The organism is Nonomuraea sp. SYSU D8015, assembly GCF_008065375.1.
GTDB lineage: Bacteria > Actinomycetota > Actinomycetes > Streptosporangiales > Streptosporangiaceae > Nonomuraea.
In genome coordinates this window covers 335470-358348 of the sequence record NZ_VJYI01000009.1, presented here as the reverse complement: position 1 = coordinate 358348, position 22879 = coordinate 335470, and the positions used below count along the sequence as shown (strand labels likewise).

The 22879-nt window shown below is 72.3% G+C and carries 25 protein-coding genes; 16 read left to right on the top strand and 9 right to left on the bottom strand.

What is annotated here, in order from left to right; translation table 11 throughout:
- Positions 1-12: 12 nt before the first annotated feature.
- Positions 13-1266 (top strand): ArgE/DapE family deacylase, encoded by a 1254-nt coding sequence (locus tag ID574_RS33910; protein WP_188193060.1) that lies wholly within the window; start codon positions 13-15, stop codon positions 1264-1266.
- A 15-nt stretch (positions 1267-1281) separates the two neighbouring features.
- On the opposite strand, the gene ID574_RS33905 is transcribed toward ID574_RS33910, so the two are convergent.
- Complete coding sequence (locus ID574_RS33905; RefSeq protein ID WP_188193059.1) at positions 1282-1425, bottom strand: hypothetical protein; 144 nt, start codon at positions 1423-1425, stop codon at positions 1282-1284.
- 203 nt (positions 1426-1628) lie between these two features.
- Here ID574_RS33905 and ID574_RS33900 point away from each other — a divergent pair, with 203 nt between their 5' ends.
- Positions 1629-2267, top strand: coding sequence for a TetR/AcrR family transcriptional regulator (locus ID574_RS33900; protein WP_223167328.1), 639 nt, complete (start codon positions 1629-1631; stop codon positions 2265-2267).
- 281 nt (positions 2268-2548) lie between these two features.
- On the opposite strand, the gene ID574_RS33895 is transcribed toward ID574_RS33900, so the two are convergent.
- From ID574_RS33895 to ID574_RS33885, 3 genes are read right to left on the bottom strand one after another with little or no spacing between them, the layout of a single operon-like run.
- Complete coding sequence (locus ID574_RS33895) at positions 2549-3355, bottom strand: ABC transporter ATP-binding protein (RefSeq protein WP_188193058.1); 807 nt, start codon at positions 3353-3355, stop codon at positions 2549-2551.
- A gap of 28 nt (positions 3356-3383) precedes the next feature.
- Positions 3384-4391: a FecCD family ABC transporter permease gene (locus ID574_RS33890; protein ID WP_188193057.1), complete on the bottom strand. Its 1008-nt coding sequence runs from the start codon at positions 4389-4391 to the stop codon at positions 3384-3386.
- Positions 4388-5455: a FecCD family ABC transporter permease gene (locus ID574_RS33885; protein WP_223167327.1), complete on the bottom strand. Its 1068-nt coding sequence runs from the start codon at positions 5453-5455 to the stop codon at positions 4388-4390. Before ID574_RS33885 ends, ID574_RS33890 begins: the two co-directional genes overlap by 4 nt.
- A gap of 85 nt (positions 5456-5540) precedes the next feature.
- On the opposite strand from ID574_RS33885, the gene ID574_RS33880 reads away from it, so the two are divergent.
- Positions 5541-6542 carry an ABC transporter substrate-binding protein gene (locus tag ID574_RS33880; RefSeq protein WP_188193055.1) on the top strand — a complete coding sequence of 334 codons (1002 nt, stop codon included), beginning with the start codon at positions 5541-5543 and terminating at the stop codon, positions 6540-6542.
- Here the strand turns inward: ID574_RS33880 and ID574_RS33875 are convergent.
- Together ID574_RS33875 and ID574_RS33870 are read right to left on the bottom strand one after the other, a co-directional pair.
- On the bottom strand, positions 6526-8964 hold the full coding sequence (locus ID574_RS33875; RefSeq protein ID WP_188193054.1) for a helicase-associated domain-containing protein: 2439 nt from the start codon (positions 8962-8964) through the stop codon (positions 6526-6528). The genes ID574_RS33880 and ID574_RS33875 overlap by 17 nt on opposite strands.
- Before the next feature lie 78 nt (positions 8965-9042).
- Complete coding sequence (locus tag ID574_RS33870) at positions 9043-9546, bottom strand: ATP-binding protein (protein WP_188193053.1); 504 nt, start codon at positions 9544-9546, stop codon at positions 9043-9045.
- 219 nt (positions 9547-9765) lie between these two features.
- Here ID574_RS33870 and ID574_RS33865 point away from each other — a divergent pair, with 219 nt between their 5' ends.
- The 6 genes from ID574_RS33865 (at position 9766) to ID574_RS33840 (ending at position 13272) form a co-directional block, all read left to right on the top strand.
- On the top strand, positions 9766-10587 hold the full coding sequence (locus ID574_RS33865; protein WP_223167348.1) for a helix-turn-helix domain-containing protein: 822 nt from the start codon (positions 9766-9768) through the stop codon (positions 10585-10587).
- Positions 10588-10824: a DUF397 domain-containing protein gene (locus ID574_RS33860; protein ID WP_188193051.1), complete on the top strand. Its 237-nt coding sequence runs from the start codon at positions 10588-10590 to the stop codon at positions 10822-10824. It begins immediately after the preceding gene.
- Positions 10825-10912: 88 nt separating this feature from the next.
- Positions 10913-11170, top strand: a complete 258-nt coding sequence (locus ID574_RS33855; RefSeq protein ID WP_188193050.1) for a 3'-5' exonuclease family protein — start codon at positions 10913-10915, stop codon at positions 11168-11170.
- A gap of 178 nt (positions 11171-11348) precedes the next feature.
- Positions 11349-12107 (top strand): hypothetical protein, encoded by a 759-nt coding sequence (locus ID574_RS33850; protein WP_188193049.1) that lies wholly within the window; start codon positions 11349-11351, stop codon positions 12105-12107.
- A 20-nt stretch (positions 12108-12127) separates the two neighbouring features.
- Positions 12128-13009 (top strand): maleylpyruvate isomerase mycothiol-dependent enzyme family protein, encoded by an 882-nt coding sequence (locus ID574_RS33845; RefSeq protein ID WP_188193048.1) that lies wholly within the window; start codon positions 12128-12130, stop codon positions 13007-13009.
- Positions 13009-13272, top strand: coding sequence for a sigma factor (locus tag ID574_RS33840; protein ID WP_188193047.1), 264 nt, complete (start codon positions 13009-13011; stop codon positions 13270-13272). The genes ID574_RS33845 and ID574_RS33840 overlap by 1 nt, the downstream gene beginning before the upstream one ends.
- On the opposite strand, the gene ID574_RS33835 is transcribed toward ID574_RS33840, so the two are convergent.
- On the bottom strand, positions 13265-13849 hold the full coding sequence (locus tag ID574_RS33835; RefSeq protein WP_188193046.1) for a histidine phosphatase family protein: 585 nt from the start codon (positions 13847-13849) through the stop codon (positions 13265-13267). The genes ID574_RS33840 and ID574_RS33835 overlap by 8 nt on opposite strands.
- 58 nt (positions 13850-13907) lie before the next feature.
- Between ID574_RS33835 and ID574_RS33830 the strand changes: the two genes are divergently transcribed.
- A complete protein-coding gene (locus tag ID574_RS33830; RefSeq protein WP_188193045.1) occupies positions 13908-14876 on the top strand; it encodes a zinc-binding dehydrogenase in 969 nt (322 codons plus the stop codon).
- Here the strand turns inward: ID574_RS33830 and ID574_RS33825 are convergent.
- Positions 14860-15777, bottom strand: coding sequence for a TIGR03621 family F420-dependent LLM class oxidoreductase (locus ID574_RS33825; RefSeq protein ID WP_223167326.1), 918 nt, complete (start codon positions 15775-15777; stop codon positions 14860-14862). The genes ID574_RS33830 and ID574_RS33825 overlap by 17 nt on opposite strands.
- Before the next feature lie 474 nt (positions 15778-16251).
- On the bottom strand, positions 16252-16908 hold the full coding sequence (locus ID574_RS33820; RefSeq protein ID WP_188193044.1) for a hypothetical protein: 657 nt from the start codon (positions 16906-16908) through the stop codon (positions 16252-16254).
- Between the two features lie 99 nt (positions 16909-17007).
- Here ID574_RS33820 and ID574_RS33815 point away from each other — a divergent pair, with 99 nt between their 5' ends.
- The 6 genes from ID574_RS33815 to ID574_RS33790 all read left to right on the top strand — a co-directional run bounded on the left by ID574_RS33815 (position 17008) and on the right by ID574_RS33790 (position 22879).
- Positions 17008-17775, top strand: coding sequence for a phytanoyl-CoA dioxygenase family protein (locus tag ID574_RS33815; RefSeq protein WP_188193043.1), 768 nt, complete (start codon positions 17008-17010; stop codon positions 17773-17775).
- Entirely contained in the window at positions 17760-18716 is a 957-nt protein-coding gene (locus tag ID574_RS33810; RefSeq protein ID WP_223167325.1) for a phosphotriesterase family protein, read from the top strand. Before ID574_RS33815 ends, ID574_RS33810 begins: the two co-directional genes overlap by 16 nt.
- Positions 18713-19906, top strand: coding sequence for a cytochrome P450 (locus ID574_RS33805; RefSeq protein ID WP_188193042.1), 1194 nt, complete (start codon positions 18713-18715; stop codon positions 19904-19906). The genes ID574_RS33810 and ID574_RS33805 overlap by 4 nt, the downstream gene beginning before the upstream one ends.
- Entirely contained in the window at positions 19903-20706 is an 804-nt protein-coding gene (locus tag ID574_RS33800; RefSeq protein ID WP_188193041.1) for an SDR family NAD(P)-dependent oxidoreductase, read from the top strand. The genes ID574_RS33805 and ID574_RS33800 overlap by 4 nt, the downstream gene beginning before the upstream one ends.
- A 171-nt stretch (positions 20707-20877) precedes the next feature.
- Positions 20878-21732, top strand: a complete 855-nt coding sequence (locus ID574_RS33795; RefSeq protein ID WP_188193040.1) for a Gfo/Idh/MocA family protein — start codon at positions 20878-20880, stop codon at positions 21730-21732.
- A gap of 199 nt (positions 21733-21931) precedes the next feature.
- Positions 21932-22879, top strand: coding sequence for an ABC transporter substrate-binding protein (locus ID574_RS33790; RefSeq protein WP_188193039.1), 948 nt, complete (start codon positions 21932-21934; stop codon positions 22877-22879).

Here is a 22879-nt window from a genome sequence, read left to right as displayed (position 1 = left end):
AAGGTGTGCACCATGCGAGACGTGGAAGCCCGGGTCCTCGACGCCGTCGACGAGGCCGAGACCGTCACCCTGCTGGCCGAGACCGTGCGGGTCCCCAGCGTCACCGGCACCGACGCCGAGTCGGAGCTGCAGCACCGCTTCGCCCGGCTCCTCACCGAGGCCGGCATGGACGTGGACGTCTGGAAGCTCGACCTCGCCGACCTGACCGGCAGGCCGGGGTTCCCCGGCACCGAGGCCCCCAGGGCCGAGGGGTACGGCGTCGTGGCCGTGACCGGGGGCGAGGGCCCGCCGGCACTCGCGCTCCAGGGCCACGTGGACGTCGTCCCCACCGGCGACCTGGCCAAGTGGGAGGGCAGCGACCCGTTCGCGGCGCGCATCGCCGGCGACGTGTTGCACGGCAGGGGCGCCTGCGACATGAAGGCCGGCCTCGCCGCCAACCTGGCCGTGGCCAGGGCGATCCACCGGGCCGGAGTGCGCCTGGCCAGGCCGCTGGCGGTGCACTGCGTGATCAGCGAGGAGGACGGCGGGCTCGGCGCCTTCGCCACGCTGGCCAGGGGGCACACGGCGGAGGCCGCGGTCATCAGCGAGCCCACCAGCGGCGCGATCATCACGGCCAACGCGGGGGCGCTGACGTTCCGGCTGGAGATCGCCGGCCGGGCCGCGCACGGCGCCACCCGCCACGAGGGCGTCAGCGCGATCGAGGTGTTCTGGCCGGTGTTCGAGGCGATCAGACGGCTGGAGGCCGAGCGCAACCGCGACGTTTCCGGCCTCTTCCGCGACACCGCCATCCCCTATCCGATCGAGGTCGGCGTCGTCCGGGCGGGCGACTGGGCCAGCACGGTGCCCGACCTGCTGGTCGCCGAGGGACGGCTCGGGGTGCGGCTGGAGGAGGACCCGGCCGACGCGCGGGCCGCGTTCGAGCAGGCGGTCGCCGAGGTCGCGCACCCCTGGCTGCGCGCCAACCCGCCCGTGGTGACGTGGCCGGGCGGCCAGTTCGCCAGCGGCCGGCTGCCCGCCGGGCACGAGCTGCTCGACGAGGTGGGGCGGGCAGTCGCCGACACGACCGGTACGCGGCCGCCCGAGGCCGCGGCGCCGTACGGGAGCGACCTTCGGTTGTACGCGGCCGGCGGGATCCCGACGCTGCACTACGGCCCCGGAGACGTGCGCTACGCGCACGCCCCCAGGGAGCAGGTCCGGCTGGCCGAGCTGCACACGGTCACGCGGGCACTGGCACTGCTCGCTGTGCGCCGCTGCGGAGCATTCTGACCGGCCCGAACGGGCTCAGCAGCGACGGCGGCGGGTCGCGGAGGCCCGCCACCCGCGGGAATCGCCGGGCATCCCCAGGTCGCCGCGGACCGTGATCTCCCACGGGGCGTCCACGATCCCGGCGACGCGCCGGAAGAACGCCTGCGGCCGCATGTCCACGTCGAGCACTCCCCTTGGCCGCGGGGACGGCCGCCGGCATCCATACGAGCGTGCTGACTTCGCCCGACTTCGCCCGGCTTCGTCCGGCAGAGGGTCGGCCGTGGACCGCGTTCATTCCACGTCGTCAGTGCGTACCGAGGGCGCGTCGGTCGGTGGGCTTCACGCGTTGTGCCCTTCGAGGTAATTGGACTACAGTCCGGTTTGTGGAGGATTCGGGAAACGCTGAGCCGCGGTCTGGTTCGTCGAAGGAGCGGCTGGAGTTGCTGCGCGCCCGCCCGCCCAAGGAGCGCGCCGACGCGGCGCGCAACCGGGAGAAGGTGCTGGCGGCGGCGGCGCGGCTCTTCGCCGAGAAGGGGGTCGAAGCGGTTTCGATGGACGCCATCGCCGCGGAGGCCGGCGTGGGCAAGGGGACGCTTTTCCGTAGATTCGGCGACAAGTCCGGCCTGGCCGTGGCGCTCCTCGACGCCCGCGAACGCGACCTCCAGCAACGCATCCTGTCCGGCCCGCCGCCCCTGGGGCCCGGCGCGCCCGCCCGCGACCGCCTGGCCGCCTTCGTCGCCGCCTACCTGCGTTACCTCTTCGACCATCTGGACCTGGTCCGAGTCTCGGAAACCGCCAGCCCGGGCGCACGCTACCGCATCGGCGCCTACCGTTTCTGGCACCGCCACGTCGCCATCCTCCTCGCGGAGTCCAGCCAGCGGATCGACGCCGACGCGCTGTCGCACGCGCTGCTGGCGGCCGTGAGCGCCGAGACGGCAGGCGTCCTCCGAGCCCAATACGGCGAGCCCCGCGCCATCCAGGCCATCACCACCTTGGCCTTCTCCGCCACCACCCAGCCCTGACACCCTTGACCGTCTCCGCGACCGCGGTGGGCCTGTGCCGGGGACCGGACTGCGCCCCATAGGCGGCCGCGCATCCACGGCCGGTCGCCGCGCCGCCAGCCTGCGCACGCCGGCTCGTCAGCCTGCGCCCGCGCGCCGTGCGTGCGCCTGCCGTAGGTCCGTCGGGATCCACGCCCGCATGCCACTACTGCCGGCTGTGCCCCCTCCGCCACGGCGCATTCCCGCGCTCGTGGCCGCTGCCGGAGTGCGCCTGCCCTCGGGCCTGTGCCAACGAGGGGGTGTCAGGCGGTGGCCGGGGAGACGCGGCGGCGGGATTCCGGGACGATCAGCGGGGTGCCGGACTGCGGGTCCGGGATGATCTCGCAGCGCAGGTCGAAGACCTCGTGGACGAGGTCGGGAGTGACGATCTCCGTCGGGTCGCCCTCGGCGACGATCTTGCCGGCCCGCATCACGATCAGATGCGTCGCGTACCGGCACGCCTGGTTCAGGTCGTGCAGAACGGCCACCATGGTCCGCCCCGCCTCGTGCAGATCCGCGCAAAGATCGAGGACCTCGATCTGGTGGGAGATGTCCAGGAACGTGGTCGGCTCGTCCAGCAGCAGGATCGGCGTCTCCTGGGCCAGCGCCATCGCCAGCCACACCCGCTGCCGCTGCCCCCCGGACAGTTCGTCCACGATCCGGTCGGCGAGCTCCGCCACGTCGGTGGACCGCATGGCCTCGGCCACGGCGGCCTCGTCGGCCCGCGACCACTGCCGCATGAGCCGCTGGTGCGGGTAGCGTCCCCGGGCCACCAGGTCCGCCACGGTGATCCCGTCCGGCACGATCGAGGTCTGCGGCAGCAGGCCCAGCCGCCGCGCCACCTCCTTCGACGGCAGCGACGTGATGACGCTCCCGTCCAGGTGGACGGCCCCGGTCTTGGGCTTGAGCATCCGGGCCAGGGCCCGCAGCAGGGTCGACTTGCCGCACGCGTTCGGGCCGATGATCACGGTGAAGGACTCGTCGGGGATGGCCACGCTCAGGTCCGTGGCCACGACGCGCTGGTCGTAGGCGAGGGTCAGGCCGGTGCCGGACAGACGTACATCGGGCATCAGCGGCAATCCTTCCCAGGAGCAGGCATCAGTGGCGGTCCTTTCGCAGGAGCAGGGCGAGGTACGTGCCGCCGACGGCGGCGGTCAGCACGCCGACGGGCAGCTGGGTGGGCGCGAGCAGCCGCTGCGCGGCCAGGTCGGCTCCCGTCAGCAGCACGGCCCCCATCAGGGCGGACGCCCCCATCGTGACCCCGGGGGAGCGGGTCAGCCGCCGCGCGAGCTGGGGCGCGGCCAGGGCGACGAACACCACTGGGCCGGCCGCGGCGGTGGCCACGCCGGACAGCAGCACGCCGGCCGCGATGGCCGCGGCCCGCACCGGCTCGACCCTGATGCCCATGGCCTTGGCCGCGTCGTCGCCCATCTCGATCATCCGCATCGGCCGGGCCAGGCGCAGGCACACCGGCACGAGCACGGCCAGCGCCAGCGCGACCGGGATCGCGTGGTCCCAGCCGCGCCCGCTGAGGCTGCCGGTGAGCCAGGCTCCCGCGGTGGCCGCGTCGTTGACGTTCGCCCGGGTGAGCAGATAGGAGTTGACCGCCAGCAGCAGCGCGTTCGCCCCGATGCCGACCAGGACGAGCCGGTAGCCCTGCACGCCGCCGCGGAAGGCGAGCCCGTACACGAGCGCGGCCGTGATCACGCATCCGGCCATCGCGCCGCCCGCGATGGTCGCGGCCGAGCCCCCCGCGACCACGGCCATGATGCCGCCCGTCGAGGCGCCGGCGGTGAAGCCGATGAAGTCGGGGCTGCCCAGGGGGTTCCTGGTGAGGCTCTGGAAGATCGCGCCGCTGAGCCCGAACGCCGCGCCCACCAGCAGCCCCGTCACCACCCGGGGCGCCCGCAGCTTGCTCACGATAAGCTCGGCGACCGGCGTGCCCTGGCCGAAGAGCGCGGTGACGATGTCGGGCACGGGCACGGTGAACTCGCCCGTCGAGAGGGCCGCCACGGTGACCGCGCAGGCGACCAGGACGAGGGCGAGGCCGACGAGCAGGGCGCGGGGCGCGAGACGTACGGAATAGGGGCCGACCCGGACGATCACAGCGCCGCCACCCGCTTCCGCCTGGCCAGCATGATGAAGATCGGCGCGCCGATCACCGCCCACACGATCCCCACCTGCACCTCTCCGGGCCGGGCGATGAGCCGGCCCACCACGTCCGCCCCCAGCAGCAGCACCGGCGCGGCCACCGCCGAATACGGCAGCACCCACCGCTGGTCGGGCCCCACCACGGCGCGCACGGCGTGCGGCACGATCAGCCCCACGAACCACAGCGGCCCGGCCGCGGCGGTGGCGGCGCCGCACAGCAGCGTGACGGCGACGCCCGTGAGGATCCTGGTGCGGTTGACGGCCACGCCCAGCGCCTTGCCCGCGTCGTCGCCCAGCGCCAGCATGTTGAGCGGCCGGGCCAGCAGCAGCCCGAGCACCAGTCCCGCGACCATGAACGGCGCCAGCCGCACCAGCGTGTCCGCCGTCTGCCCGGCCAGCGAGCCGGTCAGCCAGAACCTCATCCGGTCGAACGTCTGCGTGTCCATGCGCAGGATGGCCGAGGCGATGGCGGTGGCGACCATGCCGAGAGCGACGCCGGCGAGCGTGAGCCGGACCGGGCTGGAGCCCGAGCGGCCGGCCGAGGCGAGCGCGTACACCATGACCGAGGCCAGCGCGGCCCCGCCGAACGCGAACCACACGTAGACCACGGGGTCGCTGAGCCCGAAGACGCCGAGCGCCAGCGTGACCCCGAGCGCGGCCCCTTCGTTGATGCCCAGCAACCCCGGGTCGGCCAGCGGGTTGCGGGTCAGGCTCTGCATGAGCGCGCCCGCCAGCCCGAGTGTCGCGCCCACGCCGAGGCCGAGCAGCGTACGCGGCACCCGCAGCTCCCGGATCACGGTGTGGTCGTTGGACCCGTCGGGCGCGACGAAGGCGTCGATCACCGTGGAGAACGGCACAGAGCGCGCGCCCAGCGCGACGCTCGCCATCGCCATCAGGGCCAGCACCGCCAGCGCGAGGACCAGTCCGGTGGCCAGCACCGCGGGATGCGCCCACACCGGCCTCTTCACGGCCTCGGCCGCCTCCGCGGCGGTCACCGCCGTGTCCTCAGCCGGGCGCACCCGACCCCCTCTCGTCATCGTCAAGCTTAGGCAAGGCTAATCTAATGACCTTGTAGCAAGGCAAGCCTAACCTAAGGAGATGGACATGTCGGGACCGGTACTGGCGCGCAGGGGCTTCCTGTCGGCCGCGGCGGGGTTCGCGGCGGCCCTGACGCTCTCGGCGTGCGGCGAGGGCGCCGAGACGCCCGCCGCCCCCGCCGGTTCCTCCGCGGCCCAGAGCTGGTCGTTCACCGACGACCGCGACAAGAAGATCCAGCAGCCCAAGGTCCCCTCCAGGATCGTCGCCCAGGTCGGCGCGGCCGCCGCCCTGTGGGACTTCGGCGTGCGCCCCATCGCGGTGTTCGGCCCGCACAAGCTCAAGGACGGCAGCAAGGACCCGCAGGCCGGCAACGTCGACATCACCAAGGTCGAGGGCCTGGGCAACGTGTGGGACGAGTTCAACGTCGAGAAGTACATCGCGCTGCAGCCCGACCTCCTGGTCAGCAGCATGTACATCAAGGGCACCCTCTGGTACGTGCCCGAGAAGTCGAAGGACACCATCGAGCAGGTCGCCCCCACCGTCGGCATCATGCTCACCGGCAAGAGCGCCACCCAGGTGATCGGCAAGTACGAGGAGCTGGCCAAGTCCCTCGGCGCGGGCATGGAGGGCGTGCCGGAGGCCAAGGCCCGCATGGAGGCCGCCACCAAGGAGCTCGCCCAGTTCAAGGACCTCAAGATCCTCATGATGTCGGGCGGCGCGGACGCGATGTGGGTGGTCAACCCGCCCGAATACCCCGACATCGTGCACCTCATGGCCGCGGGCCTGGACGTCGTCAAGCCGTCCAAGGTGGACGAGGGCGGCTTCTTTCAGACGCTGAGCTGGGAGAACGCCGACGAGTACGACGCCGACGTGATCCTCTACGACACCCGCACCCAGGCGCTCAAGCCCGAGGAGATGCTGAAGAAGCCCACCTTCGCCAAGCTCCCCGCGGTCGTGGCCGGCCAGCTCTACCCGTGGAACGCCGAGGCGCCCTACAGCTACCAGGGCTACGCGGCCTTCCTCGAGGGCCTCGTGGCCAACCTCAAGAAGGCTAAAAAGCTCCCCTGACCTCGACGATCTCCCCGAGGGGGAACTCGAGGTAGTCGCCGGCCTCCTCGCACCAGGCGTCGAGCGCGGCGCCCTTGAGCTCCCCGTGGCTGATCGTGGCGGTCAGCCCGTCGCTCAGCGTGATGCCCGCCCGCACCCCCCGGTCGACCACGAAGCCCAGCAACGACTGCTGCGCCGTCGGCAGCCTGGTCGCCATCCTGCCGATGATCGCCCACGTCCGGCCGCTCGTGTCGGCCTCGGCCCTGCTGGCGGCGATCAGCCGGCGGGCGTGCTCGTGCGGGTCGGGCGGCGGCTCGGCCAGCAGGTGGGCCGGCGGCTCCAGCCCGGCGCCGCCCGGGTGGTCCGACAGCTCGGCCACCTGGCCGCCGGGCAGCAGGATCAGTTTGCCGTTGTTCGGCTCCTCGCCCGGGGACAGCTCGGCGCTCCTGGCCCGGCGGACGGTGATCTCGCCGGTGTCGGAGACGGGGACGGGGGAGTAGCCGGCCTCCCGCAGCGCGGACAGCGTGCGCTCGGCGCCCGCCGCGCTCACCAGGACGGTGGGGGCGAGCAGGCGCAGGCCCAGCCGGACCAGCCGCCGGTGTGCGGCGATCTCGGCCAGCAGGCCCGTGTCGCCGGCCTGGATGACGCATCCGACCGTGGTGACCGTCACCTCGCCGTGCCTGCGCGCGCTGTCGCGCACCAGGTATTCGAGCGGCTGCGGGATGGCGCCCACCGCGGCCAGCTCGTCGAGCAGCTGGTCGGCGTCGTAGCCGCGGTCGAGCGCCCGGCGCACGCTCTCGGCGGTGAAGCGCCACACCGAGGCGGCGCCGCGGGACTCGCGCTCGGCCACCCGGTCGAGCAGCGCGGCCAGCTCGGCCGAGGGAGGCCCGGTCACGACGGCCGTCAGGTCGGGGCCGAACAGGGCGCTCCTGCGCACGCTGGCGAGGGCTCTGGTGGACACCTCGACCAGCACCGGATCGTGCTCGACCATGGGCACGGCGTCGTCGTTCTCGTCGCCGGGCTTGGCGGTGAGGCCCGCCAGCGCCCGGCCCAGGTCGGTGAGCGCGTCGTTGGCCAGCAGGCCGAGCAGCCTGGCCTCGTCGAGCACGGCCGGCGCGCAGTCGAGCAGCAGTTGCCGGTCGAGCAGCGGCGCGTGCCAGTGGACGCCTGCGATGAGGCTGTCGCGGTCGGCGAACGCCGTGCCGGCGGGCAGGCACGCCAGCACCGACAGCACCGAGCGGCGCACCCGGGCCACGGCGCTGCCCGCGGGGTCGTCACCGAGCACGGTGGCGTACTTGCCGTCGATCTTGCGGAGCGAGGAGCGCTCCATGCGCCACCAGGCCGACAGCAGCACCCGCAGCCGGGCGGAGCCCTCGTCCAGCCGCCAGCGGTCGAAGCGCTCGGTGGGCACCAGGCCGCCGGACGGCTCGTCCCAGGCCAGCAGCCGGGCCACCGCGCAGATCTCCAGCAGCAGACGCGTCTCGTCCTCGTCGCAGCCGGTCTCCTTGGCCACCCTGCGCACCTCGCGCACGCCCACGCCGCCGGTCTTGAGCAGCGGCAGCGGCGTCTTGGAGGCGTTGTCGAGCAGCGCCGCGCACCGCTCGACCACGTGCGGCGCGGCCAGCGTCATCAGGTGGTCGACCTCTTCGGGGTCGACCGGGATCGTGGCCACCTCGGGGGCCGCGGGCGTGAAGGGCGGGTGGTAGCCGGGGCCGCGCAGGCGGAGCGCCACCTCGCGGGGGATCTCCGCCACGTGCCAGCTGGGGCGGAAGAGCAGGCCGTGATCGGCGCACCACTTCTCCGGCGTGCCGGGGGTGACGAACCTCCCGCCGTCCACGGGCAGCGCCGGCCCCTCCCAGGCGAACCGGTCGAGCAGCGCCATCGTGCCCTCGGGCGCGTGCGCCGTCAGCGCCTTGACGCGCGCGGCGTCGCCGAGCGCCTCGGCCACCCGGGCGATCGTGCGGCGCTTGTGGCCCTGGGCGGGCAGGCCGAGGTTGCGGGCGAGGGCGCGCAGCGCGTCGTTGCTGATCGTCCAGGAGTTGAGGTAGTGGTCGAGTGGTTCGCCGAGGCCGAGCGGCGCGGTCCACCAGCGCCGCACGCCGTCGGCCAGATGGATCACGCCGTCGTCGCCGGGCCAGGCCAGCGCGTGGTCGTAGAGACGCTCGAGCCAGGGGATCACCTCGTCGGCCGGCGTGTCGAGGAAGGCCGCGAGCCGCTCGGCGGTGGGGCCGGGCATGGCCAGCGCCGCCTCGGCCAGCTGCAGGCAGGGCAGCGGCAGCCGCTGCAGGGTCTCCATCACGGCGAAACCGTTGCCGAGCCGCTGGGCCAGCGTGTCGAGCCGGCGCGGCCACGGCGCGGCGATGGCGTCGGGCCTGTTCGCCAGGATGCGGGCAAGCCTGTCTTCGTCTAGTGTTCGCAGCCAGCCGAGCAGGTGATCTTCCATCTGTCAGCACTCTCATGGGGTCGCGCGCGGGACTCACCGTGAGCCATGACCATCCACGGTAATGCAGATCACCCCCGGTCAGGAGAGGACTGCCCAGACGATCTTTCCGTGGGGTGCGAGTGCGGACCACCCCCAGCGGAGGCTGAGCGATTCGACGATGTGGAGTCCGAGGCCGCCGGTGTCAAGGGGGCCAGGGTATCGCAGCACCGGCACCGATGCGCCTGGATCGGTGAACGCGCTGGTCACGAGCGGTCCCCGGCGGACCAGGGACATGTGGACGGGGCACTCGCCGCGCGACTCGGTCAGGTGCAGGCCGTGCCGCAGCGCGTTGGTCGCCAGCTCCGAGACCACGAGCTCCATGTTGTCGATCAGCTCGGCGAGCCCCCACCCGGTCAGGGTGCCGACCGTGAAGCTGCGGGCGGAGTGGACCGAGGCAGGGGTGGGTGGGAGCACGAACGTGGCGCTCGCGGACGGACCGGGGACCAGCAGATCGCGAGCCGCCTCCGGCCACCAGCCGATCGGGGGCCACCAATCGAAGCTGGTCCACTGGCTGGGCGCCGTGGTGGATTGCACGTAGATCATTCTGCGGCAAACTCTCGTGCAGGTGCAAGAGCGAATGCACGTGCAGACAACTCGTGCACGCGCTACGGTTGCCTCAAAAGGTCGATATGGGGGAAAGGGGACTCGTTTGCGGCCATGATCTTTCGGCCGTGAAGTGACAGACTGTGTCGCAAGGAAACGACCAAGGAGCAGCACGTGTCCATTGATCCGCCCGGTTCCGGTTCGACCGTTCGGCGCATCATGCTGGGGGCGAGTCTGAGGCGCCTCCGTGAGCGCAAGGGTCTCGACCGGGCACAGGCCGGATTCCACATCCGGGCGTCCGAGTCCAAGATCAGCCGCATGGAGCTCGGCCGCGTCGGCTTCAAGACACGTGACGTGGAAGACCTGCTCACCCTGTACGGCGTCGTCGACGATGCCGAGCGCCGAGCCCTTCTGGAGATGGTTCGCGAGGCCAACACCCCTGGGTGGTGGCACAAGTACTCCGCCGAGCTGCCCTCGTGGTTCACGACCTACGTGGGCCTGGAGGAGGCCGCCAGCGTGATCCGCACCTATGAGGTGCAGTTCGTGCCCGGCCTGCTGCAGACGGCCTCGTACGCGCGATCGGTCTTCGAGCTGGGCAATCCCGATGCGGGTCCGGACAGAATCGAGCGCCGCGTGCACATGCGCATGCAGCGCCAGGAGCGCTTCACCCAGAAAGACGGACCCCGGCTGTGGGCCGTCATCGACGAGGCTGCGCTCATGCGGACCATCGGTGGGCGGGAGGTCATGCGCGAGCAGCTCCAGCATCTGCTGGAGGTCGCTGCCCTGCCCAACATCACCATTCAGGTGATGCCCTTCAGGTTCGGCAAGCACGCCGCTGAAGGGGGTGCGTTCAGCATCTTGCGGTTTCCCGAGTCCGACTTGTCGGACGTTGTCTACGTCGAGCAGCTCTGGGGTGCCCTGTACCTGGACAAGCGTGAGGACGTCGATCCGTACCTCACGGCCATGGAGCAGTTGTGCGTGGAGAGCACCACGCCAGGGGGCACCGTCGAGCTCATCGGCGGTCTTCTCAGAAAGATGTAGATGAATCAGACCTACAACGGCATGCCCGCGACCGACCTGACCCAGGTCGCGTGGCGCAAGAGCCGCTACAGCAACTCGCAGGGCAACTGTGTGGAGCTCGCGGAGCTTCCCGACGGGGGCATCGCGGTGCGCAACTCGCGTTTCCCCGAAGGCCCTGCCCTCATCTATACCCGTGATGAGATCCGGGCCTTGGTGCTCGGGGCGAAGGACGGAGAGTTCGACGGCCTGCTCGTTTAACACCGTGTTAACCTCCGGTGCGCCTGCTTAACGGGGGCGCGCCGGAGGCGTAACCGCCCGGCCTCGTCCTCCGGCGAGGATTCGGGTCATGCTCGATCAGATGACCCTGTATCCGATCGCCGACGACGTGCTGTTCGCACCGGGCGGCAAGGTCGTGATTCGCACTTATGGTGTGGCGCCCGCGACGACGGGCGCCACGGTCTCGTACCGGACGTGGGTGACCGGCGTCCGCGACCAGCCCCGGTACTGGCACTGGGGCCACTTCGAGGACGCGACCTCGGGACACCGCAGGGTGCTCGAGTGGCTCACGGGCCGAGGGCCGCAGCCTTCCCAAGCGCTGGCCTGATCGTTATCCTCAAGCCAAGCAACCGCTTGGCCGCCTCGGTCGGAGTGCGCTCGTGTTCCCGGCCGTCTCTCAAGGGGACCTCAGCCGGACAGCCCTCGGCCGCATTCCCGGAAGGACCTCAGCCGACGTGCGGCGGAGGTCGGGGCGGACGGCGGGATCCCGGCGGAGGAGGCCTGTGGTGCGGCGCGCGATCCACCTGCTCGAGGAGGTCGACTTCAGACCGATGAACTCCAGGCGGCCGCTGGAGTACCTGACCTGGCTGACCGACTACAAACGCGAGGACGAGACCCGCACCGCTCCCGCGCTCACCTCCGGCAAGTCCATCAGATCTCGCGAGATCGACCTCGTCGGCGCCTTCTACGCCGTCGGCATCACCGGCCACCCTCAGTTCAAGGCCGTCACGCTCTGGGACTGCCACGGCGGCTGGGAGGGCGGCTGGCGGCAGATGATGGAGATCTACCGCGGGGTGGACGCGAAGCTGTTCCTGTCCGACATCGACGACCTGCGCTTCTCCGCCTTCTCGCGGCCGCTCGGCGCCGTGCCGGGCTGCCCGCCGCTGGCCGAGGCGCCCGCCGCGGAGCTCTACCTCTTCGAGAGCGCCCGGGTCCGCCCCGGCGCCGCGCTCGACTACCTGGCCGCGGTCCGCGCCGAGCGCGCCCCGCTGCTCGCCGAGCACGGCCACACCCTGGTCGGCCTGTACGAGGTGCTCTTCTGCGACACCGAGGCGGTCACCCTGTGGGCCGTCTCGCTCGACGACCACCTGGTCACCCAGCGCGCCCGCGACGCCGCCCTGGGCCTCGACGACGAGGTGCCGCCCGACTCCCGGCTTCTGGACTGGGGAAAACGGGCTCGCGACTACCTCGACGGCCCTTGGCGTGAGACGCTTCTGGCACCGTTCCCCGGCTGCCGCCTGGCACCAGGGGCCCCGCCGGGCTAGCGTCGGCTGCGGAGGTGGCCATGACGGACTCATACCTCTACAACGGGCAGAGCCCCGACGAGCACGTCGCCTCGTGCCCCGACTGCCGCGCGGCCATCGCGCTCCTCGACCAGCCCGGCCCGGCGGTGACGCCGCCGCCCACGCTGCGCGAGGCGGTGCTGTCCAAGGCGCGCCGCCGCCGCAGCCCGGCCCTGACGGCGGTGGCGTCCGTCGCGGCGCCGTACGCCGAGCAGGTCGCGCTCATGGACGACCTGCTGGCCGACCTGAGCGCGGACCAGTGGGACGCTCCCGTCGCCAAGCACGGCACGGTCCGGGGGCTGGTGGAGCACCTGGCGGACAACGACGGCGCCATCGCCCGGTTCATGGGCGTGCCGGTGGCCGGCGAGACGACGCTGCACCGGCGCTGGCGCGGGCAGGCGGGCCACCTGCTCGAACGCGTCTCCTCCAGCAACGAGGTGCTGCTCGGCGTGGAGGTCGCCCTGGCGGGCGCGCGGCCGGCCCGCGCGCCGCTGCGCCAGGCGCTCGTCCAGCGCACGTTCGAGACGTGGACGCACGCCGACGACATCAGGGCCGCCACCGACCGCTCCAGGGCCGCACCGCGCGACGAGCACGTGCACATGATCGCCGGGTTTGGCCTGGCGCTGCTGCCGCGTGCCTTGAAGGGGCCGCGCCGGAACGTGTCGGCGACCGTGGTGCTGACCGGACTGGGCGGCGGCACCTGGACGATCCCGCTCTCGCCCGTCCCCGACCACGTCGCCGTGCTGATCTCGGCCGACGCGGTGGGTTTCTGCCGGCTCATGGCCAACCGGTGGCCGCCGGACGCCTTCCCGTACGCGGCCGAGGGCGACAGCGCCCTCGCCCGCGACCTGATCCAGGCCGCCGCGACCCTGGGGTGCGATTGATGAGCGACGTGGAACTGTGCGCGCGCATCACGGCAGGCGACATCGACGCTCTCGCCGACGCCTACGACCAGCACGGATCGCACGTGTACGGCGTCGCGGTCGAGATCACCAAGAGCCGGGAGCACGCCGAGGAGATCACCCAGAGCGTCTTCGTGGCCCTGTGGGAGCAGCCCACGTCGTACGACGCGGGCTTCGGGTCGCTGCGCGGCTGGCTGCTCAGCAGGGCGCTGCACGAGTCGGCCCTGCGGACCAAGGTCAGCTGACGGGCGCGTTCCAGGCCAGCAGCACCGGCTCGGCGTGCTCGAAGCCGAGCCGCGAGTAGGTGCCCGTGTCCAGCTTGAGCAGCCTGCCGTCCGCGGGCTCCAGGCCCAGCCAGCGGGCGGCCAGGACGCGCAGGAAGTGGCCGTGCGCCACCAGCGCCACCCGCCCGCCGGCCGCCCTGGCCCGCGCGATCACCCGGTCGGCGCGGGCGCCCACCTGCGCGGCGCTCTCGCCGGGGTGTTCGGCGTCGCCGGGGATCACGCCGTCGCGCCAGAGGTACCACCCGGGGCGGGTCTCGCGGATCGTCGGTGTGGTGATGCCCTCGTACCCGCCGTAGTCCCACTCCCACAGGTCGGCGTCCACCTCGTAGTCCGCCAGCCCGGCCAGTTCCGCCGTGCGCCGGGCGCGCTGGGCGGGGGAGACCAGCACCAGGTCGAACGTCCGCTCCTTGACCAGCGGCGCCAGCGCCCTGGCCTCCTCCTCGCCGTGCTCCGTCAAAGGCAGGTCGGTGCGTCCGGTGTGCTTGCCCGCCTTGCTCCATTCGGTCTGACCGTGCCGGAGCAGCAGCATCTCGTCCATGGACTCCATCATCCGGCACGCTTGACCTCAACCAAGCTTGAGGTAGCAGGGTGAGCGTATGGAAGCGATCAGATTGCACGCCTACGGACCCGCCGCGAACCTCCGCCTGGAGACATTGCCCGATCCGGTGCCCGGGCCCGGGGAGGTCCGCATCGCCGTGCGCGCCGCCGGGCTCCACTTCATCGAGACCCTGCTCCGCCAGGGGCGGCCGGTCGGCCCGCACCCCGCGCCACCGCTGCCCGCCATCCTGGGCGGGGAGGTCGCGGGCGTGGTGGAGTCCGTGGGCGAGGGAGTGCCGGCGGACCTCGTGGGACGCCGGGTGGTGACGGCCGACGTGACCTCCGGCGGGTACGCCTCCCTGGCCGTGGCGGGCGCCGCCACGCTGACCGAGCTTCCCGATCACGTGGACCCCGGCGCGGCGGTGGCCATGAACACCACGGGCGCCACGACGTTCGGCCTGCTGGAGCTCGCACCGCTGAGCGCGTCCGACATGGTGCTGGCCACGGCGGCCGCCGGGGGCATCGGGACGTTGCTCGTGCAGTACGCGCGCCGCGCCGGAGTGCGGGTGATCGGCGCGGCCGGCGGACCGGTGAAGGTGCGGCGCGTCGAGGAGCTCGGGGCCGACCTGGCCGTGGACTACCGGCAGCCCGGCTGGGACAAACTCGTGCGGGAGGCGTTCGGCGAGGTCACCGTGGTCTTCGACGGCGTCGGCGGGGAGATCGGGCGAGCGGCCTACGGGCTGCTCGGGCGGGGCGGGCGGCACGTGGTGTTCGGGTCGGCCGCGGGGGAGTGGTTCTTCCCCGACCCGGAGGAGGCCGCCGCGCGGGGCGTGACCGTGTACGACGGGATCGCTCACCTGCTCGGCCGCGACGGGGGCATGGACGAACTGCGCGCCCGGGCGCTGGACGCCGTCGCGGACGGATCGCTCACGCCCGCCGTCCAGTCCTTCCCCCTGGCCCGGGCCGCCGACGCGCATGAGGCCCTGGAGAGCAGGAACACCATGGGCAAGGTCATCCTCGTGCCGTAGCCAGCTCCTCGACGACCGGGGCGAAGGCGGAGAGATCGCGCTCGTTGTGCACGACGAAGTACGAAATATCGTGCTCGTCCCGCCAATAGCGGAGCTTGTCGACTATGTCGCGATGTGTCCCGAGCAGCACCTGGGGCGTCTCGTCCAGTGACGAGCTGTCGGCCGCGCTCCACGCGTCCTCAGCCTTCCGTTCGCCCACCTGGACCACGCTCGTGCCCAGCTCCAGGCGGGCGTAGCGGTCGCCGGCCGCCGCGCGGACGTGCCGCAGCTTGCCGAGGAACGCCTCCAGCCCGCCGTCCCTCCTGTCGGGCCCGCTGCCGTCCCGCCTCACCCGCATCCCGATGTTGACCACGTCGGCCTGCTCGGCCGCCAGCCGCAGCACCCGCGGGCCGCCCCCGCCCAGCACCAGCGGCGGATGCGGCCGCTGCACGGGCTTGGGCCGCTGATCGAGGCCGTCGATCCGGTAGTGCCGTCCCTCGAACCGGAACGGCCCGTCCCCCCAGAGCCCCTTGAGCGCGGCGATCGCCTCGCCGAGCCGCTCCACCCGCACCCCGGGCGCCTCCAGCGCCATCCCGGCCCCCGCGTAGTCGCCCGCCATCCACCCGGTCCCGATCCCGACCTCCAGCCGCCCGCCGGACAGGAGGTCGAGCGTCGCCGCCTCCTTGGCCAGCACCGCCGGATGCCGGAAGTCGTTGGCGAACACCAGCGTCCCGACGCGCAGCCGGTCGGTCGCGCAGGCGGCCGCGGTCAGCGCCGCGATGGGCCCGAACCGGGGCCCGACCAGATGATCGGGCACCAGCAACACCTCGAACCCGGCCCCTTCCAGCCGCCTTGCCTTCTCGGCCCACTCCTTCCCGGACTCCGCCTCCCGCACCACAGCCCCGAACCTGAACGGCCGCACGTCCCCTCCCCGCCGTTGTCGAGCAAGCGCTTGGCTGCCACTGTACGGGGAAACCGGACCCGCCGTCGCCGTCAGCTCGCTGGACGGGCCGCGGCCCCACCAGCCGCACCGGGCCCGCGCCGGCGGACGAGGGCCCGGCAGCCGCCCCACGGCCGCCCCACGCCCACCCATGGCCGCCCCGCCCACCCCCACGGCCGCCCCCGCGCCCGCCGACGTGGCCTGGTCCACATCCTCCTGGCCCAGACGCCCCGCTCCGGGTGCGATGCTGCTCGCGCCGCGAACTCCAGGGCGGACATGTGGTGCTTCTTTCCCTGGCGTCCGGGATGCCCGGTGGATCTGGGCGAGGGGTCGCCGCGCAGGTGCTGGGGACGGTGGCTGGGGCCTGCCGGGGCCGGCGCGGGCGGGGGCGTGGGGGATCGGCTCAGAGCCGGAGGATCGGACGGTGAGGCGGGTGCGGGGTATTCCGCCCCGGGATCAGGCGCGGTGAGGGGCGGCGGGCAGGGCGAGGGTGATGCCGCCCGCGGCGGCGGCGAAGACCAGCCAGGCCGTGCCTGCCGCCAGGTTGCCCAGCTGGGCGATCCAGGCGACGGGGACGAGGAACGGCGCCACGATCATGGCGATCGCCGCCCACTTCGGCGCCGCGCTGCGCAACGCGGCGATGCCCAGCAGGACGAAGCCCAGCAGGCTGGCGAAGAACGAGAACCCGAGCGCCGAGGTCGGGAGTCCCTCGTTCATCTCCGTGACGAGCCGGTCGATGGTCGGCACGTCCAGCCCGATCTTGTGTGCCGCATAGATCACGTCGTCGGTGTTCAGGCCGACCGGCAGCGCCAGGATGAAGGCGAGGATCATGCCCACCAGGCCGAGCACGGGCCGCCCCGACCTGGCGACCTTGCTCACCCCCAGGATCATGGGGATGACGGCGGCGAAGCTCAGGACGCTGACCCAGCTCCAGAGCGGGTACGCGTCGACGTCGGCGATGAAGGACCGGATGTACGCCTCGCCCTCGGCGGTGGTGTCGTTCGGGGCGAGCAGCAGCGACAGCGCGAGCGCGAGGGGTGCGGCCACCGCGCACACGATCATCGCGTACCGGGTGAAGCCGGCGGTGGCAGGGTGTGTCTCGACTGTGGTCATGCCCCCGAGCGTCGGCCCGGGCGGCGGCGCGCGCATGAGTATGGGGCTACTCAATTCGTGTCTTACCAAGCGCTTGCTTCAGATGCGAGACTTGGGGCCATGGAGATCCCGGTGCGCCAGGCCACCGACGACGAGGTGGCGTTCTTCCACGAACACGGCTGGGTGCGGCTCGGCCGGCTCATCGACCCCGGCAGCGTCGCCGAGCTGCGCGAGCGGGCCACCGGCTACCTCGGCGGCCGGGAGAAGGACAAGCGGACCCTGGTCGACCAGGCCTTCGGGCAGTCCAGGGACATCGCGGCGAGCGACGAGATGTTCGGCGCGCTGACCATGAGCCCCCAGATGGGGCGCAACGCCGTACGGCTGCTGCGCGGCGTCCGGGCGGTCCGCGTCCAGGTCACCAACCTCCTGGTCAAGGAGGCCGGCGAGCACGGCGCGACCGAGTTCCACCAGGACTTCCCCTGGATGCCGATGGACCGCTCGGCCATGCTGACCGTGTGGCTGGCGCTGGCCGACGTGCCCGCCGACATGGGCTCGCTCAGGTTCTACGACGGCTCGCACCGCTACGGCCTGCTCGGGCGCAGCTTCACCCGCCCCGGGGACGACCAGCTCAGCCAGCATCCGTGGCTCAAGGAGCTGGAGTTGTCGCCGCCGCTCGACCTCAAGGCCGGCGACGCCACCGTGCACCACGCGCTGACCGTGCACGGCGCGCCCGCCAACCGCCACGACCGCCCGCGGCTGTCGTTCACCGTCACGTACTTCGACGCCGACGCCCTCTACACCGGCATGCCGTACCGGCAGACCGACGGACTCGGACTCCAGGTCAACCGGCCGTTCGAGCACGAGAGGTTCCCGTGCCTGAGACCGTGAGAGGACCGGTCGCCGACCTCGGCGCGACGCTCATGCACGAGCACGTCTTCGGGCTGAGCCCGGAGATCCTGTGGAACTGGCCCGACATCCCCGAGGGGTGGGACCCGGAGGCGCGGGCGCGGGAGGCGGCGGGCAAGCTCGACGCGCTCAAGGCCGAGGGCATCGACACGATCGTGGACCTGACCGTGGTGGGGCTGGGCCGCCACATCCCGTCGGTGCAGCGGGTGGCCGAGCTGACCAGCGTGAACATCGTGGCCGCGACCGGGCTCTACACCTACGACACGCTGCCGCCGTACTTCGCCAACCGGGGACCCGGATCGCTCTTCGGCGGCCCGGACCGGCTGGCCGAGTTCTTCGTACGGGACATCGCCGAGGGCATCGGGCGGACCGGCGTCAAGGCCGCCATGCTCAAGTGCGCCTCCGACCACCTCGGGATGACGAAGGGGTGCGAGCGGGTGTTCCGGGCGGTCGCCGAGGCGCATCTGGCGACCGGCGCGCCGATCACCACGCACTCCCACAGCGCCTCCAAGGGCGGCCTGGAGCAGCAGCGCCTGCTCGCCTCGCTCGGGGTCGACCTGAGCCGGGTGGTGATCGGGCACGCCGGGGACTCGGCCGACCTGGCCTATCTGGAGGAGCTGGTCGCGGGCGGCTCCTACCTGGGCATGGACCGCTTCGGGATCGAGACGATCAGCTCCTTCGAGCAGCGGGTGTCGACCGTTGCCGCGATGTGCGAGCGCGGGCACGCCGGAAGGATGGTGCTGGGTCACGACTCGTACTGCTTCAACGATCGTTTCGACGCCGACGTCGTACGCGTGCGCCACCCCAACTACCACCTCCTCCACATCTCCCGCGACGTCGTGCCCGAGCTGCGCAAACGGGGCGTCACGGACGACCAGATCCATCAGATGCTCGTCGACAACCCGCGGAGGATCTTCGCATGACCGATGACTTCGACGTCGGCTCGGACTGGCACGTCGCGGACCCGTACCCCTTCCTCGCCCGGCTCCGCAGGGAGTCACCGGTGTTCTGGAGCGAGCACCTCCAGGCGTACGTGCTGACCCGCTACGCCGACGTGCGAGCCGCGTACGGCGACCCGCGGCGCTTCTCCTCCAAGGGCTCGCTCACGATCTCCCGGAGCCTGACCGAGGAGACGAAGGAGAAGCTGGGCGAGCACGGCTCCTTCCTGTCCAGCTTCGTGGCGAACGTCGACCCGCCCGACCACACCCGCCTGCGCCGGTCGGTGTCGAGGGCGTTCACGCCGCGGGCGGTCGCCGCCATGGAGGACGCCTTCCGGCGGCTCAACGAGGACGTCCTCGACCGGATCGAGCCGCGGGGCGAGGCCGACTTCGTGGCCGAGATCGGGCACGAGCCGTCGATCAAGCTGACGGCCCGCTTCATCGGCGTGCCGGAGTCCGACGAGGCGTTCGTGCAGGCGCACGTCAAGGACTGGTTCCAGCTCTTCCTGTCGCCTCAGCCGCCCGGGCGGCAGCTGGAGCTCGCCGACAGCTTCCTCACCTATCTTGACTACGTGGACCGGCTGGTCGCCGCCCGGGCCAAGGACCCCAAGGACGACTTCGCCTCGCTGATGACCTCCCTGATCGGCGACGAGCTGACCCACAGGGAGGTGGTCGAGCTGATCTCCACGATCCTGCTCGGCGGCAACGACACCGTCCCGAACCAGCTCGGCAACTCGGTCCTGCGCCTGCTCAGGGAGGGAGCCTGGCCGGTGCCCGCGGAGAAGACCGCGAACGCGGCCGAGGAGTGCATGCGCATCGACGGCGCCTCGCTCGGCTCGTTCCGCTACGCCGCCGCCGACGTGACCCTGCACGGCGTGACGATCCCGGCGGGCGCCCTGGTCCTGCTGTCGACCGACTCCGCCGCCCACGACGAGACCGTCTTCCCCGACCCGGAACGCTTCTGGATCGACCGGCCGAACGCCGCCGACCACATGGTCTTCGGCTACGGCATCCACTTCTGCGTGGGCGCCGCCCTCGGCCGCCTGCAACTGCGCACCGCCCTCGACGTGCTCGGCCGCCGCCTGCCGGGGCTCCGCCTCGTCCCCGGCCAGCCGGTCGCCCACCGCAAGTCGATCGTCGGGCGCGGGCTGACGTCGCTGCGGGTGGCGTGGTGAGCGGCCGCTTCGACGGCCGCGTCGCGCTGGTGACGGGGGCCGGGTCCGGGATCGGCCAGGCGTGCGCGGCCCGGCTGGCCGCCGAGGGCGCCTGCGTGGGCGTGCTCGACCTGCGCGCGGCCGCCGCCAAGGCCACCGCCGCCGCCATCCGCGCCCGCGGCGGCACCGCCACGGCGCTCACCTGCGACGTCTCCGAGGAGAAGCAGGTGGAGGAGGCGGTCGCGACCCTGGTGGCGTCGTTCGGCCGGGTGGACGTCCTGCACTCCAACGCCGCCGCCCTCGACCACGACGTGTACGGCCGGGACCGCGAGCTGGACGGGCTCGACGTCGCCGTCTGGGACCGCACCATGGAGGTCAACCTGCGCGGCGCCATGCTCATGGTCAAGCACACGGTCCCCGCCATGCCCGACGGCGGCGCCATCGTGCTCACGTCGTCGGTGTCCGCCCTGACCGGCGACACCGTCCACGCCGCGTACGGGGCCTCCAAGTCGGCGCTGATCGGCTTCACCCGCTACGTCGCCACCATGTACGGCGAGCGCGGCATCCGCTGCAACGCCGTCGCCCCCGCGCTCGTCCTCACCCCGGCCGCGCAGCGCGCCCTGACGCAGGAACAGCTCGCCGACAAGGCCGCCGAGCGCCTCCTGCCGTGGCCGTGCACGGTGGAGGACGTGGCGAACCTGGTGGCGTTCCTGGCCTCCGACGAGAGCCGCTGCGTCACCGGCCAGACCCTCGTCATCGACTCCGGCACCCTCGCCCACCGCCCGCAGCACGCCGTCCAGAGGTGGCGCGCGGCCCAGTGACGCCGATGGGCGGGCGCCGCGCGGGGCGCCCGCCCATCGGGCCTGACTCCGAAACGACCCCACAGGATGTTGTTTCCGAAGCGGGGAAAGTTCCATGATTGCGCCCGCAAGCGGAATACTCGCAGCCATCCGGTGTTCGCATGAGCGTTCTCGGTGATCTCGGGAGGTCGTATGGAGCCGGTGGCGGTCGGGCTGGTCGGAGCGGGGCCGTGGGCCCGGATGGCGCACGCGCCCATGCTGGCGAAGAGCCCGCACACGCGGCTGGCCGGGGTGTGGGCCCGGCGCCCCGAGGCGGCCGCCGAGCTGGGCGCGCCGGTCTTCGAGCGGATCGAGGAGCTGTTCGACGCCTGTGAGGCCGTGGCGTTCTGCGTGCCGCCCGCCGTGCAGGCCGAGATCGGCGTGCGCGCCGCCCGCGCGGGCAAGGCGCTGCTGCTGGAGAAACCGCTGGCCGACTCCCTGGAGGCGGCTCAACGGCTGGCCGACGCCGTCGCCGAGGCGGGCGTGGCCTCCCAGATGCTGCTCACCCTGCGCTACGCCGCGCAGACCCGCACGTTCCTCGCCCGGTGCCGCGAGATCGAGCCGTTCGGCGGCCACGCCGCCAACATCTCCGGCGCGCTCCTCGGCGACCACCCCTTCGCCACGCCGTGGCGGCTGGAGCGCGGCGCGCTGCTCGACGTCGGCCCCCACGTGATCGACCTGCTGGACGCCGCGCTCGGCCCGGTGACCGGCGTGCGCGCGCACGGGCGTTCGCGCGGCTGGACCGGCCTGCTGCTGGAGCACGAGGGCGGTGCGGTCTCCGAGGCGTCGCTGTGCATGGCCGCCGTCGGCGACCTGCCGCCCCCGACGTTCGCCGTGTACGGCCGCACCGGCAGTGCCGTCCTGCCGTCCTTCGACGACGATCCCCTGGACGTCGTGGCCGAGGAGTTCGCCCGTACCGTGCGGAACGGGGGCCACCCGCTCGACGCGGCCCACGGGCTCAGGCTGCAGCGGATCATCGCCGAGGCGGAGTCCCAACTCGCCCCTTGACGCTGAGGATATTTGGGGCATTGATACGGTTTGTCGGAAGCGCAGTGTTGCAGCGAAGTCCGGTGCGAGTCCGGCGCTGTCCCGCAACTGTCATAGCCAGGTCGCCTGCCTCTGCGCTGACGCCATCAACCCTCGTGGAAAAGGGTGATCCGTCGCTCATCGCGGGTCTCTCGGTTCCGACAGTGTGAAAGGACTTCTCGTGAGGCCCGTACGCACGGCCTTCGCGGGCGCGCTGCTGGGAACGCTGGTGCTGGCCGGATGCGGTCAGACCGGCACCACGGCCACCCCCTCCGCCACCACCGCCCCCGCGGCCCCCGCCGCGGAGAGCTTCCCCGTCACCGTCGAGGCGGGCAACGGCAAGCTCACGCTCACCAAGAAGCCGGAGCGGATCGTCTCGCTCTCGGCCACCCACACCGAGACGCTGTTCGCCATCGGCGCGGGCCCCCAGGTCGTCGCGGTGGACGACCAGTCGAACCATCCGCCCGAGGCCCCCAAGACCGACCTGTCCGGCCTCAAGCCGAACGTCGAGGCCATCGTCGCCAAGAAGCCCGACCTGGTCGTGCTCTCCGACGACCTGGACCAGGTGGTCGCCGAGCTGGGCAAGGTCAACGTGCCCGTCCTCCTCCAGCCCGCCGCCACCGACATCGACGACGCGTACGAGGAGATCGCCGAGCTGGGCGCGGCCACCGGCAACAAGGCCAAGGCCGACCAGCTGGTCGCCGACATGAAGGCGGCCATGGACAAGCTCGCCGCCGAGGCGCCCAAGGACAAGAAGCTCACGTACTACCACGAGCTCGACCAGACGCCGTACGCGGCGACGTCCAAGACCTTCATCGGTCAGATCTACGCGATGTTCGGCCTCACCAACATCGCCGACAAGGCGCCCGACGCGGCAGGCGGATATCCCAAGCTGTCGGCCGAGTTCGTGGCCCAGGCCGACCCGGACCTGATCTTCCTTGCGGACGTCAAGTGCTGTCAGCAGAACAAGGACGCCCTGGCCAAGCGGCCCGGCTGGAAGAATCTCTCCGCGATCGAGAACGACCGGGTGATCCTGCTCGACGACGACGTCGCCTCCCGCTGGGGCCCGCGCATCGTCGAGCTCGCCGAGACCATCGGGGCCGCCGTGTCCAAGGCCGGCGCGAGCTGA

Bases quoted from the DNA above. Each gene is read 5' to 3' on its own strand.
- ID574_RS33910 (WP_188193060.1), top strand. From the start codon at position 13: ATGCGAGACGTGGAAGCCCGGGTCCTCGACGCCGTCGACGAGGCCGAG.
- ID574_RS33895 (WP_188193058.1), bottom strand. From the start codon at position 3,355: ATGCCCGATGTACGTCTGTCCGGCACCGGCCTGACCCTCGCCTACGAC.
- ID574_RS33880 (WP_188193055.1), top strand. From the start codon at position 5,541: ATGTCGGGACCGGTACTGGCGCGCAGGGGCTTCCTGTCGGCCGCGGCG.
- ID574_RS33875 (WP_188193054.1), bottom strand. From the start codon at position 8,964: ATGGAAGATCACCTGCTCGGCTGGCTGCGAACACTAGACGAAGACAGG.
- ID574_RS33870 (WP_188193053.1), bottom strand. From the start codon at position 9,546: ATGATCTACGTGCAATCCACCACGGCGCCCAGCCAGTGGACCAGCTTC.
- ID574_RS33865 (WP_223167348.1), top strand. From the start codon at position 9,766: ATGCTGGGGGCGAGTCTGAGGCGCCTCCGTGAGCGCAAGGGTCTCGAC.
- ID574_RS33860 (WP_188193051.1), top strand. From the start codon at position 10,588: ATGAATCAGACCTACAACGGCATGCCCGCGACCGACCTGACCCAGGTC.
- ID574_RS33855 (WP_188193050.1), top strand. From the start codon at position 10,913: ATGCTCGATCAGATGACCCTGTATCCGATCGCCGACGACGTGCTGTTC.
- ID574_RS33845 (WP_188193048.1), top strand. From the start codon at position 12,128: ATGACGGACTCATACCTCTACAACGGGCAGAGCCCCGACGAGCACGTC.
- ID574_RS33840 (WP_188193047.1), top strand. From the start codon at position 13,009: ATGAGCGACGTGGAACTGTGCGCGCGCATCACGGCAGGCGACATCGAC.
- ID574_RS33835 (WP_188193046.1), bottom strand. From the start codon at position 13,849: ATGGACGAGATGCTGCTGCTCCGGCACGGTCAGACCGAATGGAGCAAG.
- ID574_RS33830 (WP_188193045.1), top strand. From the start codon at position 13,908: ATGGAAGCGATCAGATTGCACGCCTACGGACCCGCCGCGAACCTCCGC.
- ID574_RS33820 (WP_188193044.1), bottom strand. From the start codon at position 16,908: ATGACCACAGTCGAGACACACCCTGCCACCGCCGGCTTCACCCGGTAC.
- ID574_RS33815 (WP_188193043.1), top strand. From the start codon at position 17,008: ATGGAGATCCCGGTGCGCCAGGCCACCGACGACGAGGTGGCGTTCTTC.
- ID574_RS33805 (WP_188193042.1), top strand. From the start codon at position 18,713: ATGACCGATGACTTCGACGTCGGCTCGGACTGGCACGTCGCGGACCCG.
- ID574_RS33795 (WP_188193040.1), top strand. From the start codon at position 20,878: ATGGAGCCGGTGGCGGTCGGGCTGGTCGGAGCGGGGCCGTGGGCCCGG.